We start from the raw sequence: 20,230 nt of genomic DNA, 5'->3' as shown, positions 1-20,230 counted from the left end.
GAAATTGTAACCGGCAATCAACGGTTTTCGATGTCCACGTAATCGCGGGTCGTTTCGCCGAGATACAGCTGACGAGGACGGCCGATCTTGTTCTGAGGATCAGCGATCATCTCTTTCCACTGGCTGACCCAGCCAACAGTGCGCGACAGTGCGAAGATCGGTGTGAACATTGAAGTGGGGAAACCCATCGCCTCTAGGATGATGCCCGAGTAGAAGTCCACGTTCGGGAACAATTTCTTGTCGGAAAAATACGGATCTTCCAGCGCTTGCTTTTCCAGTGCCTTGGCAACCTGCAGTTTCGGATTGTCTTCGATGCCCAGCAGATCCAGTACTTCGTCTGCGGACTGCTTCATAACTTTCGCGCGCGGGTCGAAGTTTTTGTAGACCCGGTGGCCAAAGCCCATCAGGCGGAACGGATCGTTCTTGTCCTTGGCTCGTGCGATGTATTCGGGGATGCGATCGACGGAACCGATCTCTTCCAACATCTCCAGACACGCCTGGTTGGCACCGCCGTGGGAAGGGCCCCAAAGGCAAGCAACACCAGCCGCGATGCACGCGAACGGGTTTGCGCCCGATGACGAGGCAAGACGCACGGTCGAGGTCGACGCGTTTTGTTCGTGATCCGCGTGCAAAGTCAGGATCCGGTCCATCGCACGGCTAAGGATCGGGTTTACCTCATATTCTTCGGCGGGAACTGCAAAGCACATGCGCAGGAAATTGGACGCATAGTCCAGATCGTTACGCGGATAAACGAAGGGCTGGCCGATGTGGTACTTATAGGCCCATGCGGCGATCGTCGGCATCTTGGCGATCAGACGATGCGAGGCGACCTCGCGCTGATGCGGATCAGATACGTCGGTCGAGTCGTGATAGAACGCCGACATTGCACCAACGACACCCACCATAATCGCCATCGGATGCGCATCCCGACGGAAGCCACGATAGAAATACTGCATCTGTTCGTGCAGCATGGTGTGGCGCGTGATGGTGGTTTCAAACTGCTCAAGGTCTTTGGCTTGCGGCAGCTCTCCGTACAGCAGCAGATAGCAGACTTCTAGGAAATGCGATTTTCCGGCCAGCTGGTCGATCGGATAGCCACGGTGCAGCAGCTCGCCTTTTTCGCCATCGATGTAGGTGATTGTGCTGTCACAGCTTGCGGTCGACGTAAAACCGGGGTCGTAGGTGAACACTCCGGCATCGCTGTACAGCTTGCGGATGTCGATGACGTCAGGTCCAGCGGTCGGAGAATGAACCGGCAACTCGTACGTTTCACCATGGACTGTCAGAGTGGCTGTTTTATTGCTGTCGGTCATAGTGTCCCTTCCTCATTCTTACGCATGTCGAATCGCTGTCCGACCTTGCGGGCAACGGCTGCGCGCGGGCGCGCAGTCCGGGTGTTAGCGGAGCAGCGTTACCCAAATATGAAGATTGGGTTTACGTCGCTGCGTCAGAAAGCCGGGCCAGGGTTTCTTCCTTCCCCAGCACAAGCATCATGTCAAAAACTGAAGGCGTCACTGCCCGACCTGCCAACACGGCCCGCAACGGGCCCGCCAGTTTGCCGAACTTAACCTCTTTCGCTTCTGCAAACGAATTTAGGGTTTGCTCCAGTTCGTTTCGCGTCCAGCTAGCATTTTGCACGTGCGGCGTCAATTCACTCAGTATACCATCGGATACTGAGGCCAGCACTTTCGCAGCCTTTTCATCGGGTTCAATTGGCCGTGATGCCAATACAAAGTGAGCTTTTTCAAGAAGTTCCGGGAACATCCGCGCGCGATCCTTGAGGCAATACATCGCACGTTCCAAATCACCAGATTGTGTTTCCGTGAGGTCAGGCAAATTCGCCGCCGCCAGATAGGCCTCGATCTCTTGCCGCAATGCAGCATCATCCGCGATGGCGATGTGCTGTCCACACAGATTTTCCAGCTTTTTCAGGTCGAAACGGGCAGGGCTTTTGCCGATTCCGGCAAGATCGAACCACTCTTTGGCCTGTGCGTCCGAAAAGAACTCGTCATCACCGTGGCTCCAGCCCAGGCGCGCCAAATAGTTGCGCATGCCAGCCGCGGGGTAACCCATGGCCTGATATTCCTGCGCGCCCAAAGCACCATGGCGTTTGGACAGCTTTTTACCATCCGGCCCGTGGATCAGAGGGATATGCGCCCATACTGGAACGTCCCAGCCCATCGCCTCATAGATCATCATCTGCCGCGCGGCGTTGTTCAGGTGGTCGTCGCCACGGATTACATGGGTCACGCCCATGTCGTGATCGTCGACCACAACTGCAAGCATGTAGACCGGAGTGCCGTCCGACCGCAGCAGGATCATGTCGTCCAACTGATCGTTGCGAATGGTCACGTCACCCTGAACCTGATCGCGGATAACTGTGGAGCCATCCTGCGGGGCCTTGATGCGGATCGCAAACGAAGCGTCCGGATGGGAGGACGTATCTGCATCGCGCCAAGGACTGCGGAACAGGGTCGATTTCCCCTCGGCCCGCGCTTGTTCGCGAAATGCCGTGATCTCTTCCTGCGTTGAAAAGCACTTGTACGCTTTGCCCTCGGCCAGCAACTGATGTGCTACCTCGGCGTGACGCGCGGCACCGTCGAACTGGCTGATCACATCGCCGTCGTGATCCAGGCCCAGCCACTCCATGCCTTGCAGGATCGCAGTCGTTGCTTCTGGGGTCGAACGCTCGCGGTCGGTGTCTTCGATCCGCAACAGGAACTTGCCGCCACGGCCGCGGGCATAGAGCCAATTGAACAGCGCCGTACGGGCGCCGCCGATATGCAGGAAACCGGTTGGGGACGGAGCGAAACGAGTGACGACCTGATCGGACATTGTGTGGATTAACCTTTTGGTAACCGTGTCGGGCATAGATTGGCGCCTGTCTAACGAGCCGGAAGGACGGGGGCAACCATGCGTGTTCTGGCACGGGTCGAGGCCGCATTGCTGAACCAGACAGGGTATTTGTTTCAGTGGTCTCCGGTGTGTCTGGCAGTCGGTATTGGTCTGTATTTCAGCCTGCGGTTTGAACCGGGCTGGATGGTTTACGAAAGCCTCGTGGCCGTGATTGCCATTTGCCTGGGCGTGGCGCGCAGGCTGCCGTCTGGCTGGGCTACGTTGACAACAGGGGGGGCGCTGATCGCTGCCGGCTTCATCCTGGCAGGTGCGCGCGCCCATACGGTAGCAGAGCCGGTCCTGTCATGGCGCTATTACGGTCCGGTCGAGGGGCGGGTCGTAGCCATGGATCGCTCTGCGTCGGATGCGCTGCGGATTACGCTGGATCGGGTGCGCATAGGGGATGTACCCGGTGACCGGCGGCCTCAGCGCGTCCGGCTTTCCTTGCACGGAGGCGCACGGTCGCTTGTGCCCGGCCAAAGGATCATGACCACTGCCCATTTGTCGCCCCCGCAAGGCCCGGTGGAACCGGGTGGGTTCGACTTTCGGCGTCACGCGTGGTTTCAACGGCTGGGGGCCGTGGGATACACCCGTGTCCCGGTGCTGATCGCTGCGCCCCCGCAGCCCGAAGGCATCCGCATTACAGCATGGCGAATGGCGATTTCCCACCATGTCCGCACGATCCTGCCGGGTGAGATCGGCGGGTTTGCGGCCGCTGTCACAACGGGTGATCGCAGCGGTATGGGGCAAGAAACTCTAAAGTCACTGCGCGCATCGAACCTGGCGCATCTGTTGGCAATTTCGGGCCTGCACATGGGCTTGCTGACCGGGTTCGTCTATTTGATGTGCAGGCTTTTGTTCTCGACCATTCCTGCGCTGGCCCTCAGATTGCCTGTGCGCAAAATGGCGGCTGTATGTGCGATGGTCGCGGCCACGATCTACTTGTTGCTGTCTGGTGGAAACGTCGCCACGGAACGCGCCTTTGTCATGGCAAGTGTCATGCTGATGGCCATATTGATCGACAGACGCGCGATTTCCCTACGGGCCGTTGCGGTCGCCGCACTTATCGTACTCATTCTGCGCCCCGAATCCTTGCTTAGCCCGGGGTTTCAAATGTCATTTGCCGCAACGACAGCGCTTGTGGCGGTGTTCGGAGCGTTGCGTGACATTGGACCGATACCGGGGCCAAAGTGGCTGAAACCTGTTGCGGGCCTGCTGATGTCCTCGGCTATCGCGGGGTTTGCAACCGCGCCAATTGGTGCGGCGCACTTCAACACATTGTCTCACTATGGCCTTCTGGCCAACATGCTTTCGGTGCCGGTCATGGGCATGGTTGTCGTCCCCTCGGCCGTGGTGGCAGCACTGCTGTCGCCATTTGGCCTTGAGATGGTGCCGCTGGCAGTGATGGGGCTGGGTTTAGAGTGGATTCTTGCGGTTTCTCAATGGGTATCGGGATTTGACGGCGCGCAAGGATATGTTGTCAGCCCGCCGAACCCTGTCCTGCCGCTAATTGCGCTTGGCGGCCTGTGGCTTGCGCTGTGGCAAGGACGGGCCCGATGGGTTGGAATGGCACCAATGGCCGTGGCGTTGATGCTTTGGGGGCAGGGGAATCGCCCTGAAATTCTAGTTGCGGATAGCGGCGGTCTTGTGGGCGTAATGACCGAACAAGGTCGCGCCTTGAGTAAGGAAAAAGGAAGCGGGTTTGTCGCAACCGTTTGGCTGGAAAATGATGGGGACGGGGCAGATCAGCTGCAGGCGGCCAGCCGTTGGCCGCATGATTCCGGCACCATTCAACGGTATGACTGGCAGGGCAAAGAGGTGTTGCACGTTACAGGCAAACGCGCGGCGCGCGGGTTCAGTGTCTGCAATACCGATCAGATCGTGATTTCTGCAGTGGCGCTGCAACTGTCCGGCGGCTGTGAAGTCTTCGATCCGAAACGGCTGCTGGCAACGGGAAGTCTGTCGCTGTCGGGTGGTAAGATCACAACGTCTAAAGAGGCAATGGGCGATAGGCTCTGGTCCCCGAACACATCCGGGAACCGGGATACCAAGCAGTTTTAGTAGCTGCGGATCAGTCCAACCAGACGACCCTGCACCTTGACCTTATCTTCCGGCAGAACGCGGGTTTCATAGGCGGGGTTCGCAGCCTCAAGCGCGATAGCCTGCCCGCGGCGGAAGAACCGCTTCAATGTGGCTTCCTGATCTTCGACAAGGGCAACAACGATATCGCCGTTATCGGCAACCGAGGTTTCCCGGATTACCACCACGTCGCCATCGTTGATACCCGCGTCGATCATCGAGTCGCCCCGCACTTCCAGCGCGTAGTGCTCTCCTTTTCCGGAAACCATTGTTCCGGGTACCGCGACGCGGTGCGAGACGTGGCTGATCGCTTCGATAGGAACACCGGCGGCGATGCGGCCCATAACGGGCAATTCCATCGCATCCACGGTCACCGGCTCAAAATTCGCGGGGCGGGGGCCGGACGGCTTGTCGCCCTCGATCACACGCGGCTTGAAGGCCACTGTGGGTTCTCCACCCAGACTTTCCGGCAGTTTGACGATTTCGATGGCCCGCGCACGGTGCGCCAGACGCCGAATGAACCCGCGTTCCTCTAGTGCCGTAATCAATCTGTGGATGCCAGATTTGGACCTGAGGTCCAGCGCGGCCTTCATTTCATCGAAACTGGGCGGAACACCGTCCGCCTGAACGCGTTTGTGAATGAATTCCAACAAATCCAACTGCTTCTTGGTCAACATTGCTCACACCTCATCGGTCATGCGTTTTCTTTTGTTCTACGCATGTTCACGTTTTGTGTCAACGGATTTGAGCGGGATTTAGATCGGCAGGTATTGAACCTCATCCCCGGCAGGTCGGGCGGGGTCATGCGGAGTCCGCACCAACAGAGCGTTTGCCTGCGCCAAAACGCTGAGCAGTGAACTGTCCTGATCGGAACATGCGCGAATGCCGGTTTCATCCAGCATAGCCCGCATGTAATGCTCACGCGGACCGTTTTCGCCGAGCGGTTCAGCAAGCCTTGCGGTTCGCAATGGGGGCAGAACCTGTTCGACACCCAACATCCGACGCACCATTGGCAACAGGAAGAGATAGCCACAAACCATTGCACTAACAGGATTTCCGGGCAAACCGACCATTGCCGTTTGTCCCAATCGACCCGCCATCAGGGGTTTGCCGGGACGCATTCGGATCTTGTAGAAAGATTGCTCCATACCCAGCCCGGTTGAGACATCTGACACCAGATCGTAGTCTCCAACCGATGCGCCGCCGATGGTCACCACCAGATCTGCTCCTTCTGCCAGTCCGAAGGCAGTTTCAAGCGATGAGACTGTATCGCGCGCGACCGGAAGGATGCGGACGTGCGCACCAGCGTCTTCCAGCAGTGCTTTCAAGCCAAAGGTATTGGATGCGATGATCTGATCGGGGCCGGGGGTTTCGCCCGGCATCACCAGTTCATCACCGGTGGAGATCAGAGCGACAACAGGTTTTCGAGTCACTGGTATGGTCGCAACATTCATCGCCGCCATCAGCGCGATGTCCTCTGCGCGCAAACGACGGGGGGCCGAGATCTTTGTGCCTGCTTTGAAATCGACGCCCGCAGGTCTGATATTCGTTTTTGGGCCGGGTAGGTCCGCGATTGTGATCAGGTCGCCGCGACGTTCGGTATCTTCTTGTATGACAACGAAATCAGCACCTTCGGGAACCGGGGCACCAGTGAATATGCGCACCGCCTGTCCGGGCCCGACGCAACCGGTGTAGCGGTTGCCGGCTGCCGACTCGCCGATGACCTTGAACATGGCGTGCAGCTCGACCTCGGTCGATTTCAGCGCGTAGCCGTCCATCGAGGACGCTTCAAATGGCGGCTGGTCGCGGGTGGCCTCGACATCTTGTGCGAGAATACGGCCCGCCGCGTCCGACAAAGCAACGGTCTCGCTTGTCAGTGGCGAGACCAGATCAAACAGCAGTGCGCGAGCCTCTTCGACAGTGATCATTTCGCCTCGTAACGCCCTGATTTCCCGCCGTCTTTCAGCAATACACGGATGTCGCCGATTTCCATGGCTTTGTCCACAGCCTTGGTCATGTCATAGACCGTCAAGGCAGCCGTAGAAACGGCGGTCAGCGCCTCCATCTCGACACCGGTCTGGCCCGATGTTTTGACTGTGGCCTGGACCTGCACACCGGGTAAGTCGGGATCCAGCGTCAGTTCGACAGCTACCTTGGTGACCGGGAGCGGGTGACATAAAGGGATCAGATCAGGCGTTTTCTTCGCGCCCATAATGCCTGCAAGGCGTGCCACGCCCAGAACATCACCTTTCTTAGCGCGGCCTTCGGAAATCAGATCAAAGGTGTCCTGCGCCATTTTGATGTATCCAGCCGCCACGGCGACGCGGTCAGTGACTTCCTTGTCCGAGACATCGACCATATGGGCCTGTCCCTGAGCATCAAAATGGGTCAAGGGCATCACATGACTCCGGGGATCAGAGGGCTTGCCAGAAGGTGGCGGGTGGCTGCTGCCACGTCGTCCTGACGCATCAGGCTTTCACCGATCAGGAAGCTGCGCGCGCCGTAGCGAGCGATGTCTGCCAGATCTTCAGGCGTGCTCAGACCACTTTCGCAGACGATCGTCCGGCCCGCAGGTACAAGTTTCGACAGGTGGCGCGTCGTATCAAGAGATGTCTCGAAGGTCTTGAGATTGCGGTTGTTTATCCCAATCAGTGAGCTTTTCAGCTCTGCTGCACGTTCCAGTTCTTCCTGGTCGTGAACTTCGATCAGGACATCCATACCCCAGTCGAATGCAGTTTGTTCCAGTTCGGCGGCTTGGGCGTCTTCTACCGATGCCATGATAATCAGGATGCAATCCGCACCCAAAGCACGCGCCTCGACCACTTGATAGGGGTCGTACATAAAATCCTTGCGCAGCGCCGGAAGCTCGGTGGCAGCCCGGGCTTCGGTCAGGTATTCCTTTGCACCCTGAAAACTGGGCGTGTCGGTCAGCACCGACAAACAGGCAGCGCCGCCTTCCTCATAGGCTTTAGCCAGAGCGGGTGGATCGAAATCCGGGCGGATCAGACCCTTGGACGGGCTGGCTTTCTTGACCTCGGCAATCAGGCCGTACCCCCGACGCGCCGCTGTTCGAAGCGCATCGGCAAATCCGCGAACCTCGGGCGCGTTACGAGCCTCGTTTTCAAGCGTTTCCAGTGACTTCTGCGCTTTGTCTGCCACAACTTCTTCAAGTTTGTAGGCTTTGATCTTGTCCAGAACCGTCTCGGTCATGCGGCCTCCTGCGTAATTCGGGCCAGGGCCGCGATTTTGTCTTTAGCTTTTCCGCTGTCGATGCTTTCCCGCGCCTTGGCAGCGCCGTCTTTCAAGTCATCAGCAGAGCCAGCAACCACAAGGGCCGCGGCGGAATTCAACAACACCGCGTCGCGGTAGGCCGAGGGCGCGCCGTCCAACAAGGCGCGGAATGCGACGGCGTTTTCCTCGGGCGTTCCGCCGATGATATCCTCGAACGGGTGGACCGGCAGCCCTGCGTCTTCGGGATGAAGCTCGACCTCTTTCACAACGCCATCTTCCAGCGCGGCGACCCAGCTTACGCCGGTGATCGTCAACTCATCCGTGCCATCTGATCCGTGCACTAACCAGGCGAGTTCAGCGCCCAGCAGTCCCAAGGTTTCCGCCATTGGGCGGATCAGGTCGCGACTGAACGCACCAGTCAGTTGACGCCGAACACCAGCGGGGTTGGTCAACGGGCCAAGAATGTTGAAAATCGTACGCGTCCCAAGCTCTTGCCGGCTGGGCATGACATGCGCAATCGCAGGATGGTGCATGGGTGCCATCATAAAGCCGATGCCGACTTCTTGCAGAGCCTTTTCAACGGTTTGCGGGCCAACCATAACGTTGATGCCCAGCTGTCCCAAGGCGTCCGCGGCACCTGATTTGGAACTCAGATTTCGGTTGCCGTGTTTGGCGACAGTGACACCCGCGCCAGCCACAACAAACGCCGTGGCGGTTGAAATGTTCAGAGTGCCTTTACCGTCGCCACCGGTGCCGACGATATCCATCGCACCTGCCGGAGCTTTGACCGCATTGCATTTCGCGCGCATCACGGCGGCAGCGGCTGCATATTCGTCTACCGTTTCACCACGTGTGCGCATCGCCATCAGCAGGCCGCCAATCTGGCTGGGTGTGGCTTCGCCATCAAACAGGATGCTAAACGCTTGTTCAGCCTCGGCACGCGTTAAGGGTCGATCGGCAGCGGCTCCGATCAATGGCTTCAGAGCGTCGCTCATGCAGGAACTTTCATCTCGGACAGGAAATTCTTGAGCAGAGCGTGGCCATGCTCGGAGGCGATTGATTCCGGGTGGAACTGGACGCCGTGAATGGGCAATTCTTTGTGTTGCAGGCCCATGATGGTGCCGTCTTCCAGTTCTGCTGTGATCTCAAGGCTATCTGGCAACGTGTCCCGATCCACGATAAGCGAATGATAGCGGGTCGCCTCGAACGGGGTGGGCAGGCCAGCGAACACGCCTTTACTGGTGTGGTGCATCATACCCATCTTGCCGTGGACAATCTCGTGGCAGCGGACAACGTTGCCGCCAAACACCTGCCCAATCGTCTGATGACCAAGACAAACCCCCAGAAGTGGTGTCTTTGTTTCGGCTGCCGCTTCTGTCAGCGCCAGGCAAATACCGGCCTGATCAGGATCGCACGGACCAGGGCTGAGGAGGATTCCTGCCGGGTTCATCGCCATGGCTTCTTGTACATCCAGGGCGTCATTCCGCCGAATAACCATTTCGGCGCCAAGTTCGCCTAAATAGTGTACCAGATTGTAAGTAAACGAGTCGTAGTTGTCGATCAGCAGCAGCATTTGGGCACTTGTCTCGGCTTGGGCATTTCGGACTGGCGATACAGCCCCTGGCCACGGTATAATGTCGGGACATACATGCTCAGGCTTGCGGGGCAGCGTCAAGAGGACATCCTGTTCAGGGCGCAATCGCAGGCCAAAGGCGCGGTAAACGGCGTTGAGGCGATCGAAGCAGGATGAAGGCGAGAGGCAGTTAAGATGGGCGGATTTTTAGGCGGGATGATCGCAGGGGCGGTCGTTGTTGGTCTGCTTGGTGCGGTACTATCCCTGAATACCCCTTTGACCCGGAAACCGGTTGTAAACGCCGAGGCCCCCGAGCCGGCACCGGCTGCGATCCCCGAGGTCAGCGCCGAAGCGGCTGAGACGGTGGCAGATGCCGATCTGGTAACCGCGGCGCCGGTGACATCCGATGCGTCCGGGGATCTAACGGACAATCTGGCTGGGTTGGCGGACGTAGAGGCTGTGCCAGACTCTGAGCCGACGATCAGTGAGGCCGTCACGCAGGTCGAAGGGGTCGAAATACCTGAAACGGTTGAGGTAACCATATCAAACGAGGCTCCGGTTGTACCGCAGTCGCCTGCGCAATTGCAGCCATTGCCCAGCACCGAAGGTGAGCCGATCATTTCGGAAACCGCGCCGGAACCGCCGGTTGCACCCAAACAAGAAGAGACCATTGCCGAGGTTGAGCCGCAGCCCGCGCCCGAAGTCCTGGAAATACTGCCCGAGCCGGAAGTGGAACAGGTGCAGCCCGAGGTGACAGAGACCCAGCCTGAAATCGCAGAGCCGTTGCCGGAAGTCACCGAAACGGAAATCGAACCAGAACCTCAGCCCGAGCCCGAGGTCGCAGCGGTTCAACCTGAACCCGAGCCGCAGCCTGAACCCACGGCAATCGAACCCCTGGAGCCCGAGGTCGATCCGCTTGAGGACAACCCGATCGCTGTAGAAGGGGAAGAAGACCCGCAGCTTAAAAAGCTGCCACGGATCGCAGCGGTCCCACAGATTGGCGGTGAAGAAACGGATACTGACGGTCTGACCGTTGGTAAACGAGTCGTCCCGCTGACTGAACGCGATGACGCGCCGGTTTCAGCGGACGAGCAACCCGCGGTACTTCTGCCCGGTAAGCCAATTGATGCCTATGCCGCCAAGTTCGAAAACCCCGAATCCAAACCGCTTATGTCGATCATTTTGATTGATGATGAAGGGGCCTTTGGAGCCGAGGCGTTGAAGGATTTCCCATACCCACTGAGCTTTGCCGTCAGCCCGTCTGACCCAGATGCAGCCGAAAAAATGGCCCGCCATCGCGCAGCCGGTTTCGAGGTTCTGGCTCTTGCCGATTTGCCCAAGGCGGCCAGCGCACAAGATGCTGAGGTTTCGATGGCTGTGTGGCTGGATACTCTGCCAGAAACCGTTGGTATTCTGGAAGGTGTGGGTACCGGCATTCAAGGTAACCGCAAATTGGCCGATCAGGTGGCCGCAATTGCCGGTGATACCGGGCGCGGGCTTATCACCCAGGACAATGGCCTGAACACCGTCCAAAAACTAGCCGCTCGCAACGGCATCCCTTCCGGGGTCATCTTTCGCGACATCGACGGTGCCCGTCAGGACCCCACGATCATGCGACGTTTCTTGGATCAGGCGGCATTCCGGGCTGGTCAACAGGGAACTGTCGTCATGTTGGGACGGCTGCGCCCTGACACGATCTCGGCTCTGTTGCTATGGGGGCTGGAAGATCGCGGTGGCCGCGTGGCCATGGCCCCGATTTCAGCGGTCATGACGCAAGAAGCTCAGTAAGGCTGAAGATGAAAAACGGCTGACCATGAGGTCAGCCGCTATTCTTTAAGAGTTGCCAGAGCCGGTAAACCGGGCCGCGTCCGCAGCAGCGCGCCGAATGGCGTTCGATTTGTGGACGGTTTCCATGAATTCGGCCTCGGGGTCGCTGTCATAGACCACGCCTCCGCCAGCCTGAATATAAAGCTTCTGGTCTTTCACGATGGCCGTGCGCAGGGCAATACACATATCCATGTCGCCGCCCGCGCTGAAATACCCCACGCCACCGCCGTAAACGCCACGCTTTTCGGGCTCAAGCTCGTCAATGATCTCCATTGCACGGACCTTTGGCGCGCCTGAAACGGTGCCCGCAGGCATTCCGGCAAAGAAGGCATCCAGCGCGTCTTTGTCTTCGGCCAACTCACCAACAACGTTGGAGACGATGTGCATCACGTGACTATAGCGTTCGATGATGAACTCTTCGGTCGGTCGCACAGTGCCGATCTTTGAGACCCGACCGGTGTCGTTGCGACCCAAATCCAGCAGCATCAGATGCTCGGCCAACTCTTTCTTGTCGGCCAGAAGATCGACCTCGTTGGCCTTATCCTCTTCGGAGGTCGCGCCGCGCGGGCGAGTGCCGGCGATGGGGCGGATCGTGACCTCATCTCCAAAAACGCGCACCAGAATCTCGGGGCTAGCGCCCACGACCTGAAAGCCGCCAAAGTTGAAATAGAACATGAAGGGCGACGGGTTCGTGCGCCGCAGCGAACGGTAAAGCGCGAAAGGTGGCTGCGGAAAATCCTGAGTCCAGCGCTGTGCCGGAACAACCTGAAAGATGTCGCCCGCGCGGATGTATTCCTTGGCCTTTTCGACCGCTTCCAAATAGCCGGATTTAGTGAAATTCGACACCGGCGCCGCGACCTCGGAGGCATCGCCAAGATCGCGCGTCTCGGCGGGCATGGCGCGTTCCAGATCGCGCACCGCGTCCATAACTCGTTCTGCGGCCTGTGCGTAAGCAGCCTTGGCGGATTGCCCTTCGCTGACCCATGCGGGAGACACGACCGTGACTTCGCCCTTAACGCCGTCCAGTACCGCGATGACCGAGGGTCTGAGCATGATGGCATCAGGCAGGCCAAGCGGGTCGGGGTTCACGTCAGGCAGGTATTCAACCAGCCGCACCATGTCATAGCCGAGATAGCCAAACAGCCCGGCTGCGGCTTGGGGCAGGTCGTCCGGAAGGTCGATCTTACTTTCCGCCAGCAACGCCCGCAGGTTATCCATTGGGTTGCCGGTTTGGGGCGAGAACGCGTCAGGGTCGAACCGTGCCGAACGGTTCAGCTCGGAGGTCTCGCCTTGGCACCGCCAGATCAGGTCCGGCTTCATCCCGATGATCGAATAGCGGCCACGCACCTCACCACCGGTGACCGATTCCAGCATGAACGCGTCTTTCTGGGCGCCTGTCAGCTTGAGCATCAAGGAAACCGGCGTGTCCAGATCAGCGGCTAAGCGGGTATAGACAACCTGATTCTCGCCTGCCTCATAGGCGCGGGCGAAGCTGTCGAAGTCGGGGGTCAGCGCCATATTCAGTCTCTTTTAATAGCTCGCCTGAACAGCATTCAGGGCCTGCTGATCTACGACGGGACGGGCACGGACCTGTGCATCGCGGACAAATGCATCAAAGATGTTCTGGGCCAAAGCCTGATCCAGCTGCGCGGTAAGGGCCGCTTGGACCTGACGCAGCTCATCTGTTTCTGCAGGCGGCAGCAGCTCGTCCAGACGCACGATAAACGCGGTTCCGGCACCGGGAATGACGCGCAGATCTCCTTGTTCCATTTCGAAGACCTGAGGCATGAAATCTGCGGGCACATCTTCCAAAAAGGCCGTTCGGGTCAGGGCGTTTTCTACGCGGAACGGCAATTCGGTTGCGGCAAAGTCACCATCTGTCTGCACCTGCTCCAGAACAGCGTTTGCCTGTTCTTCCAAAGCCTTGTTGGTTTCGGCCTGGGTCCAGGCGGCCACAACGCGGTCACGTGCGGACTCAATCGGTTCAGGTCGGGGTTCGAGAACTTCGTTCAGGCGCAGGGCAAAGATCGAGCCATCTTCAAGAAATGCGACCTCGGGAAAGTCGCCATCCTGCACTGCTTCGGCTGCGATGCGGAACCCGTCATAGGCGGCGACGCCTTCACCGGTTTGCGCGGTCCAGTCGATCTGGCCCAGCTCCATTTCGGTCTCGGAGGTCAGTTCTTCCAAAGTCGCACCGCCGGCTAGCAGGTCATTGATGTCCTCGGCCTGTGCCTCAATCTGGCGGCGTGCGCGCTCAGCGGCCAATTCTTCGCGCAGGGCAGGGGCCGCATCTTCAAACGACGTATTGTTTTCGGCAAGCGATCCGTTGATCCGGAACAACGCTGGCCCAAAGGTTGAAGGCAGGGGCCCAACAACAGCGTCCAGATCGGCAGCAAAGACACCGTCGGCGGCTTCGCCCAAATCGTCGCGGGTGACGTCGCCAAGATCGATATCGCTGAGCTCAAGCTGGCGATCTCGAACCAGTTGTTCGAAGGTCTTACCGCCAACCTCAAGTTGAGCCATGGCAGTTTGTGCTGCGTCCTGGTCCGGGAAGGTCAGGCGTTCGACCAAGCGGCGTTCGGGCTGCTGGAATTCAGCTGCGCGCTGTTCGTACAAACGCTTTACCGAATCCTCGTCGACTTCCACGTCGTCGAGCAACATTTCGGGCGACAGGATCGCATACGTCAGCTTCTTGGTGCGCGGCAGGGTGAACAGCTCGGTGTTCTCGTCGTAAAACGCTTGAACCTGCTCGTCGGCCGGGGCGGCAACAGGCGCCGGCAGGGCGTCTGGCGCCAAAGTCGCGACGGTAAAGCTGCGGCGGGCGCCAACATAGTCGGTCAACACCTGCGTAAGGGTTTCGGGCATCTTCACACCGCTAACTACGGCACTCTGCACGATTGTGCGGGATGTTTCTTTGCGCAGGTCCGATTCGAACTCGGTGTCTGACATGCCGACCTGTTCCAGTTGGAACTGATATGCATCGCGGTCAAATGTACCGTTGACGCCCTGAAAAGCTGGAATCGCAATAATTTCTTCCTGAAGGTTCTCATCACCGATCGAGATGCCTAGCATACCGACCTCATTGTCCAGCGCTGCCAAAGCCGTCAGGCGCGACAAGGCGAGACGATCCAGACCAAACTCCATGGCCTGCGACATTTGCAAAGGCTGGCCTGTCTGTTGTTCAACCGCACGGATCTCGCGCTGCAGCTCGCGGACATAGTCATCAACCGAGATATCCTCGTTCCCGACCTGAGCCACCGAACGCACGGTGCCAGTGAGGCTGGTGGCACCAAACCCTGCAAGTCCGAGCATCAAAAGGCCCATGAGAATCCAGACAAAGGTCTTTGATAACTTTTTTACGCCTGCGGCCATTGTGCCCTCTTCGTGCTTTTGTCGGCAGGTAACTGCCCCGTCGGTTGCGGCCCTGAATACGACGCGCACCGTCGGGGAGCAAGCTCAGAAGGACAGAGCGCCCAGCCGTTCGAACAATTGCCCCAATCCGGCGCGGTCCAGATTGGCAAATGCGATACGAACCTGACGTTTTCCGGCCGCATCATTTTCGGGCATGAACATTGTGCCGGGCAGCAGCAGGATGCCGGCCTCGGGGACCAGTCGTTGGGCCAGTTCGTTCGATGGGATATCGAACGGGTGTTCGAAATAGGCGAAATAAGCGCCCAGACCCAGCAGCCGCCAACCCTTGTCCGTCAGGCTTGGCAACAGCTCGGCAATTGCGGCGCGGCGGTCGAGGATCTCATCCCGTTCACCTGCCAGCCATTGCGACAGGTTCTGCATTCCCCAAAGGGCTGCGTGCTGGCCAATCTGGCTTGGGCAGATGGCGACCGTGTCCAAAAACTTTTCAATCTCGGATAGCAGGTCAGTGCCGGTCGCAATCGCGCCGACACGGTGGCCGGTCAGTCTGTATGCTTTTGAAAAGGAATAGAGGTGGATCAGGGTTTGATCCCAGTCAGGCTGGGCGAACAGATCATGCGGTGGGCCGCTGCGGCTGTCGAAATCCCGATAGGTTTCGTCTACGATCAACCGGATGCCGACCTCCTGCGCAAGATCAAAGAAAGCGCGCACCAAAGGGGCAGGGTATTCCACTCCGCCGGGATTGTTCGGGGTCACCAGAACGATAGCGCGGGTTTTGTCAGTGATCAGAGCACGGGCTGCGTCCGGATCGGGCAGCAGAGCGTCATCGGTTGGCAGATCCACGGTTCGGACGCCTGCCATGTCCAGCCACATCTTGTGATTAAAGTACCAGGGCGTTGGAACAATCACCTCGTCATCCTGATCGGTGATCGCTGTGACCGCAGCCGCAAATGCCTGATTGCAGCCCGAGGTGATTGCCACCTGATCGCTGGACACCAGCGCGTCATAATGCGACCCGATCTGAAGGGCGAGTTCAGATCGCAGGGCAGGATTGCCCAGAACCGGCCCGTAAAGATGGGCGCTGTCTTCGGTCACGGCAAAGCTGGCAATCGCTTCGCGCAACGCCAGGGGCGGTGGATCGACCGGGGCCGCTTGGCTGACGTTGATCAGGGGACGGTCATCAGGAAACTCCACCCCGTCCAACCAGCGCCGCGCCTCCATGACCGGAGGGGCAAATGTCGCGGTGGTTCGGGACTGGGTCATGACGGGCCTGTCCTTGGTAAGGCTTTGCCTCACTCTTTGTGGGTTGAGAGGGTTCTTTTAGTCGGTCCCGCGGTAGGGCTCGACATATTGCAGGGCCATATCCCACGGGAAAAAGATCCAGGTGTCCTGGCTGACCTCAGTGATGAACGTGTCGACCATCGGGCGCCCCTTGGGCTTGGCGTAAACCGTCGCGAAATGCGCCTTGGGGTACATTGCGCGCACCAGCTCCAGCGTTTTGCCGCTGTCGACCAGATCGTCGATGATCAGAATACCTTCGCCGTCGCCCATCAGCTGGGCATCAGGGGCTTTCAGAACCTCGGCTTCGCCTTGGTCCTGATGGTGGTACGAGCGCACGCTGACTGTGTCGACGGTCCGGATGTCCAGCTCGCGGCTGACGATCATCGCAGGTGCCATACCGCCACGGGTGATGGCCACAACTGCGCGCCATGCGCCGTCATCCGGGCCTTGCCCGTCCAGACGCCAGGCCAAGGCGCGGGAATCACGGTGGATCTGATCCCAGCTGATGTGAAACCCTTTTTCGTGGGGCAGGCGATCCTTGGCGCTCATGTCTTTATCCCTTTTCGACGTCAGGTGCGTCGACGGCTTTCATGCCGACAATGTGATAACCCGAATCCACGTGCAGATTTTCACCGGTCACGCCGCTGCTGAGGTCAGACAGCAGATACAGAGCTGATTTGCCGACATCGTCGATGGTCACGTTGCGGCGCAGGGGCGAGTTATACTCGTTCCACTTCATAATATAGCGGAAGTCGCCGATGCCGCTGGCGGCCAGCGTCTTGATCGGACCGGCCGAGATCGAATTCACGCGGATACCGTCCTTGCCCAGATCCTCGGCCAGATATTTGACCGACGCCTCAAGCGCGGCTTTGGCGACACCCATCACGTTATAGTGCGGCATCACCTGCTCAGCACCATAATAGGTCAGGGTGACTGCGCTGCCGCCTTCGGACATCATCTTCTCGGCCCGTTGCATCACAGCGGTGAAGGAATAGACCGACACGTCCATTGTCAGTTTGAAGTTCGCGCGCGACGTGTCGACGTAGCGGCCCCGAAGTTCGTTCTTGTCTGAAAAACCGATGGCGTGAACAACAAAGTCCAGCTTGCCCCATTTCTCTTCCAGAGATGTGAACAGAGCATCAATCGATTCTTCGTCACTGACATCGCAGGGCAGAACAATTTCGCTGCCAAGCTGTGCCGCCAGTGGATCAACGCGTTTCTTAAGTGCGTCGCCTTGATAAGAAAAAGCCAGCTCTGCTCCGGATTCGGACAAGGCACGGGCTATTCCCCATGCGATTGATTTATCATTGGCCAGTCCCATGATGAGGCCGCGTTTGCCGGCCATCAACTGATTTGACATGTTTGGTTCTCCGCCTGTCTTCGCGTTATGTTGGGATGGTTTATGCCATTGGGTGCGCTGCATCAAGGCCGCGCGCTCTTGCCCGTGGCGGGTTCTCGCCCTAGGGTGGGCTTTATTAGTTTCCAGGGGATGGGAATGAGCGAACGTAGCGGCATATTTGCCGGCACCGATCCGTTTGAAATAGCGGGGCGGTGGCTGGCTGAGGCCAAAGAGAATGAACCGAACGATCCGGACGCGATCGCCTTGGCGACCGTCGATTCGGACGGCATGCCAAATGTGCGCATGGTTCTGCTGAAAGAGATCGAACCGGCAGCTTTTGTGTTTTACACCAACTACGAAAGTGCCAAGGCGGCCGAGTTGGACAGCGCCGGAAAAGCTGCTTTTGTGATGCATTGGAAATCTCTGCGGCGGCAAATCCGAGTTCGTGGTACAATAACCAGAGAAAGCGGGCCGCAGGCGGATGAGTATTATGCGTCCCGCTCGCTAAAAAGCCGATTGGGGGCCTGGGCGTCCAAGCAGTCTCAGCCTCTCAGCAGTCGCTCGGTTCTGATGGCCGAGGTGGCCAAGGTGACGGCCAAGTTGGGCCCGAACCCGCCACGCCCGCCGTTCTGGGGCGGCTATCGGCTGGTGCCAACCGAGATTGAATTCTGGGCCGATGGGGCCTTTCGGTTGCACGACAGGTTCCGGTGGCAGCGGGATCAAGTGGGTTCCGACTGGCAGATACAGAGGTTAAATCCATGACGTTCGCGTATCGTGAAATGCAAGAGGCCGAAAACAAAAGGTTTTTTCAGCTTGAATTTGCGGGCCATTCCCATACACATCGGACCCTTAACGAAATGACAATTTTCGCGATGGGAACGCCGTGCCAGAAGATCTGAACAACATGTACCGCGTCCGTGGACACGTGAAATGGTTCGACCCTGCGAAGGGTTTCGGGTTTGTTGTGTCTGATGAGGGCGGTCCGGATATTTTGTTGCATGTCAATGTGTTGCGCAACTTCGGCCAAAGTTCGGTCGCGGATGGTGCGGGCATAGAAATCATGACCCATCGCACGGACCGTGGTGTTCAGGCGGTTGAGGTCATCAGTGTCGATCCGCCCGCGCGGACGGACACGATGATGCTGGCTGATTTTGCCGAGCTTGATCCGGTTGAGATCGCTGCTGCCCCCCTAGAGGCTGCGCGAGTCAAATGGTTCGACAAAGGCAAAGGCTTTGGGTTTGCCAATGTTTTTGGCCGTGGTGAGGATGTGTTCCTGCATATCGAAGTTCTGCGCCGCTCTGGTCTGTCGGATCTGCAGCCGGGCGAGGCCCTCGCGATGCGTGTCATCAGTGGCAAGCGTGGACGTATGGCGGCTCAGGTACTGGCCTGGGAAGCTGCTTTGGACGACTGAGTGATTCATGCCTAAGTTTTTTCCGGGTCTTTTAGCGGTTTTGTTGCTTTGGTCCGGGATGACCTGGGCTGCGTGCCAGTCCGATCAGATCGACATCAAGAACGACTCGGCTCAGATCCGTTTCAATATTGAATTGGCGATTAGCCCGCAGGATCGGTCGCGTGGATTGATGTTTCGCGAGTCGCTGCCAAACCGTTCGGGCATGCTGTTCGTTTTTGACCCGCCGCAGCCCGTGGTGTTCTGGATGAAGAACACGCTGATTCCCCTGGATATCATTTTCCTCGATCGGGCCGGTACGGTGACGCATGTGCATCAAGGTGCGATTCCCGGTGATCTGACGCCAATCGAAGGCGGCGATTCCGTCTTTGCGGTTCTCGAAATCAACGCGGGACTGGCCGCGCGCTACTCGATTAAGCCCGGAACCGTCATGCGGCACGAAATTTTTTCGCAAGGTCCTGCAATTTGGTCCTGTTAGGGCTTTTCAAATCAGATTGGCATGGTTAGGAAGGCGCACGGTTCGGGGCGTGGCGCAGTCTGGTAGCGCACCTGTTTTGGGTACAGGGGGTCGTAGGTTCGAATCCTGCCGCCCCGACCACTTCTATCACTTATGTTGGCGATCCACCCAACGCTTGGTAAAGCGCGCCAAGCGCCTTATCCAGCGTTTCGCTTTCCACTGGTACTTTGACCGACGGACCACTTTTGCGTGGAACGTTGAAATACAGCTCGGCATCGACAAGGTAACCCGAGTTGTTCTTGGTCGTTGTCAGCCGCATCACGCTTTTGGGCAGATCCTGAGGGTAACCGTCATAGTTTAGAATCAGAAAAGCGGTCATGTCCGGCGGTAGAAGCTCGGTGCATTCGAAAACCCGATTCCCGGTATTTTCAAAGTGTTCACCCGGGCCGTCGCAGCTTATCTCGAACGTGTCGAACAGCCTTTTGGGGAAATCATCGAACTGGGCGCTGCGTGCCAGAGGGGGCACATCTTGTGGTGTGCAGGCCACGATCAGGGCCAGAATCGGAAGTAAACGTAAAATCGACAACTGTCCCGTCCCCTTTGAGTGGTCGCGCCCCGCGGATTACCTGACGCCGCGGTTCAAAATGACCGCTTCGTGATTCTCATCCAACCTAGACACCTTAGCGTTAGATTATCAAATTCCGATAACTGTGCCGGGAAACACAGTTAATTTACCTGCGGGTTTTGGGAATCGCTGGGTGTACCCGGTGG

General features: G+C 58.3%; 19 protein-coding genes and 1 tRNA gene. 6 read left to right on the top strand and 14 right to left on the bottom strand.

What is annotated here, in order from left to right; all coding sequences use genetic code 11:
* Positions 1-17: 17 nt before the first annotated feature.
* Complete coding sequence (gene gltA / locus AC2FIS_RS03705; RefSeq protein WP_113790181.1) at positions 18-1,313, bottom strand: citrate synthase; 1,296 nt, start codon at positions 1,311-1,313, stop codon at positions 18-20.
* A 121-nt stretch (positions 1,314-1,434) separates the two neighbouring features.
* Positions 1,435-2,835, bottom strand: coding sequence for a glutamate--tRNA ligase (gltX, locus tag AC2FIS_RS03700; protein WP_496772108.1), 1,401 nt, complete (start codon positions 2,833-2,835; stop codon positions 1,435-1,437).
* Positions 2,836-2,913: 78 nt separating this feature from the next.
* Here gltX and AC2FIS_RS03695 point away from each other — a divergent pair, with 78 nt between their 5' ends.
* Positions 2,914-4,956 carry a ComEC/Rec2 family competence protein gene (locus tag AC2FIS_RS03695; RefSeq protein ID WP_496771997.1) on the top strand — a complete coding sequence of 681 codons (2,043 nt, stop codon included), beginning with the start codon at positions 2,914-2,916 and terminating at the stop codon, positions 4,954-4,956.
* Here the strand turns inward: AC2FIS_RS03695 and lexA are convergent.
* From lexA to AC2FIS_RS03665, 6 genes are all read right to left on the bottom strand, one after another.
* Positions 4,953-5,651: a transcriptional repressor LexA gene (gene lexA, locus AC2FIS_RS03690; protein WP_058271750.1), complete on the bottom strand. Its 699-nt coding sequence runs from the start codon at positions 5,649-5,651 to the stop codon at positions 4,953-4,955. The genes AC2FIS_RS03695 and lexA overlap by 4 nt on opposite strands.
* A 78-nt stretch (positions 5,652-5,729) precedes the next feature.
* Positions 5,730-6,902 carry a molybdopterin molybdotransferase MoeA gene (locus AC2FIS_RS03685; protein WP_496771996.1) on the bottom strand — a complete coding sequence of 391 codons (1,173 nt, stop codon included), beginning with the start codon at positions 6,900-6,902 and terminating at the stop codon, positions 5,730-5,732.
* Positions 6,899-7,372: a cyclic pyranopterin monophosphate synthase MoaC gene (moaC, locus tag AC2FIS_RS03680; RefSeq protein ID WP_496771995.1), complete on the bottom strand. Its 474-nt coding sequence runs from the start codon at positions 7,370-7,372 to the stop codon at positions 6,899-6,901. The genes AC2FIS_RS03685 and moaC overlap by 4 nt, the downstream gene beginning before the upstream one ends.
* Positions 7,372-8,184, bottom strand: a complete 813-nt coding sequence (gene trpC / locus AC2FIS_RS03675; protein WP_496771994.1) for an indole-3-glycerol phosphate synthase TrpC — start codon at positions 8,182-8,184, stop codon at positions 7,372-7,374. The genes moaC and trpC overlap by 1 nt, the downstream gene beginning before the upstream one ends.
* Entirely contained in the window at positions 8,181-9,200 is a 1,020-nt protein-coding gene (trpD, locus tag AC2FIS_RS03670) for an anthranilate phosphoribosyltransferase (protein WP_496771993.1), read from the bottom strand. The genes trpC and trpD overlap by 4 nt, the downstream gene beginning before the upstream one ends.
* Positions 9,197-9,778 carry an anthranilate synthase component II gene (locus tag AC2FIS_RS03665; RefSeq protein ID WP_496771992.1) on the bottom strand — a complete coding sequence of 194 codons (582 nt, stop codon included), beginning with the start codon at positions 9,776-9,778 and terminating at the stop codon, positions 9,197-9,199. The genes trpD and AC2FIS_RS03665 overlap by 4 nt, the downstream gene beginning before the upstream one ends.
* Before the next feature lie 195 nt (positions 9,779-9,973).
* Between AC2FIS_RS03665 and AC2FIS_RS03660 the strand changes: the two genes are divergently transcribed.
* Positions 9,974-11,566 carry a divergent polysaccharide deacetylase family protein gene (locus tag AC2FIS_RS03660; protein WP_496771991.1) on the top strand — a complete coding sequence of 531 codons (1,593 nt, stop codon included), beginning with the start codon at positions 9,974-9,976 and terminating at the stop codon, positions 11,564-11,566.
* Positions 11,567-11,611: 45 nt separating this feature from the next.
* Here the strand turns inward: AC2FIS_RS03660 and trpE are convergent, their stop codons facing one another.
* From trpE to fabI, 5 genes are all read right to left on the bottom strand, one after another.
* The gene (trpE, locus tag AC2FIS_RS03655) at positions 11,612-13,123 is read right to left on the bottom strand and encodes an anthranilate synthase component I (RefSeq protein ID WP_496771990.1); all 1,512 of its coding nucleotides are present in this window, start codon (positions 13,121-13,123) and stop codon (positions 11,612-11,614) included.
* 12 nt (positions 13,124-13,135) lie between these two features.
* Positions 13,136-14,977: a peptidyl-prolyl cis-trans isomerase gene (locus AC2FIS_RS03650; protein WP_496771989.1), complete on the bottom strand. Its 1,842-nt coding sequence runs from the start codon at positions 14,975-14,977 to the stop codon at positions 13,136-13,138.
* 84 nt (positions 14,978-15,061) lie between these two features.
* A complete protein-coding gene (locus AC2FIS_RS03645) occupies positions 15,062-16,237 on the bottom strand; it encodes an aminotransferase (RefSeq protein WP_496771988.1) in 1,176 nt (391 codons plus the stop codon).
* A gap of 57 nt (positions 16,238-16,294) precedes the next feature.
* Complete coding sequence (gene gpt / locus AC2FIS_RS03640; RefSeq protein WP_113790194.1) at positions 16,295-16,804, bottom strand: xanthine phosphoribosyltransferase; 510 nt, start codon at positions 16,802-16,804, stop codon at positions 16,295-16,297.
* Positions 16,805-16,808: 4 nt separating this feature from the next.
* Positions 16,809-17,615 (bottom strand): enoyl-ACP reductase FabI, encoded by an 807-nt coding sequence (gene fabI, locus AC2FIS_RS03635; RefSeq protein ID WP_108858520.1) that lies wholly within the window; start codon positions 17,613-17,615, stop codon positions 16,809-16,811.
* A 135-nt stretch (positions 17,616-17,750) separates the two neighbouring features.
* On the opposite strand from fabI, the gene pdxH reads away from it, so the two are divergent.
* The 4 genes from pdxH (at position 17,751) to AC2FIS_RS03615 (ending at position 19,600) form a co-directional block, all read left to right on the top strand.
* Positions 17,751-18,356, top strand: coding sequence for a pyridoxamine 5'-phosphate oxidase (gene pdxH / locus AC2FIS_RS03630; protein ID WP_113790196.1), 606 nt, complete (start codon positions 17,751-17,753; stop codon positions 18,354-18,356).
* A gap of 142 nt (positions 18,357-18,498) precedes the next feature.
* The gene (locus AC2FIS_RS03625) at positions 18,499-19,005 is read left to right on the top strand and encodes a cold-shock protein (protein WP_369934646.1); all 507 of its coding nucleotides are present in this window, start codon (positions 18,499-18,501) and stop codon (positions 19,003-19,005) included.
* Positions 19,006-19,012: 7 nt separating this feature from the next.
* On the top strand, positions 19,013-19,480 hold the full coding sequence (locus AC2FIS_RS03620) for a DUF192 domain-containing protein (protein WP_496771987.1): 468 nt from the start codon (positions 19,013-19,015) through the stop codon (positions 19,478-19,480).
* A 43-nt stretch (positions 19,481-19,523) separates the two neighbouring features.
* Positions 19,524-19,600: transfer RNA gene (locus tag AC2FIS_RS03615), tRNA-Pro, on the top strand.
* Positions 19,601-19,610: 10 nt separating this feature from the next.
* Here the strand turns inward: AC2FIS_RS03615 and AC2FIS_RS03610 are convergent.
* Positions 19,611-20,045: a hypothetical protein gene (locus AC2FIS_RS03610; protein ID WP_496771986.1), complete on the bottom strand. Its 435-nt coding sequence runs from the start codon at positions 20,043-20,045 to the stop codon at positions 19,611-19,613.
* Positions 20,046-20,230 lie beyond the last annotated feature (185 nt).

It is taken from the genome of Ruegeria sp. CDSB113, from assembly GCF_059611045.1.
The sequence above is the reverse complement of the archived record's forward strand: the minus strand, read 5'-3'. Positions and strand labels throughout refer to the sequence as shown.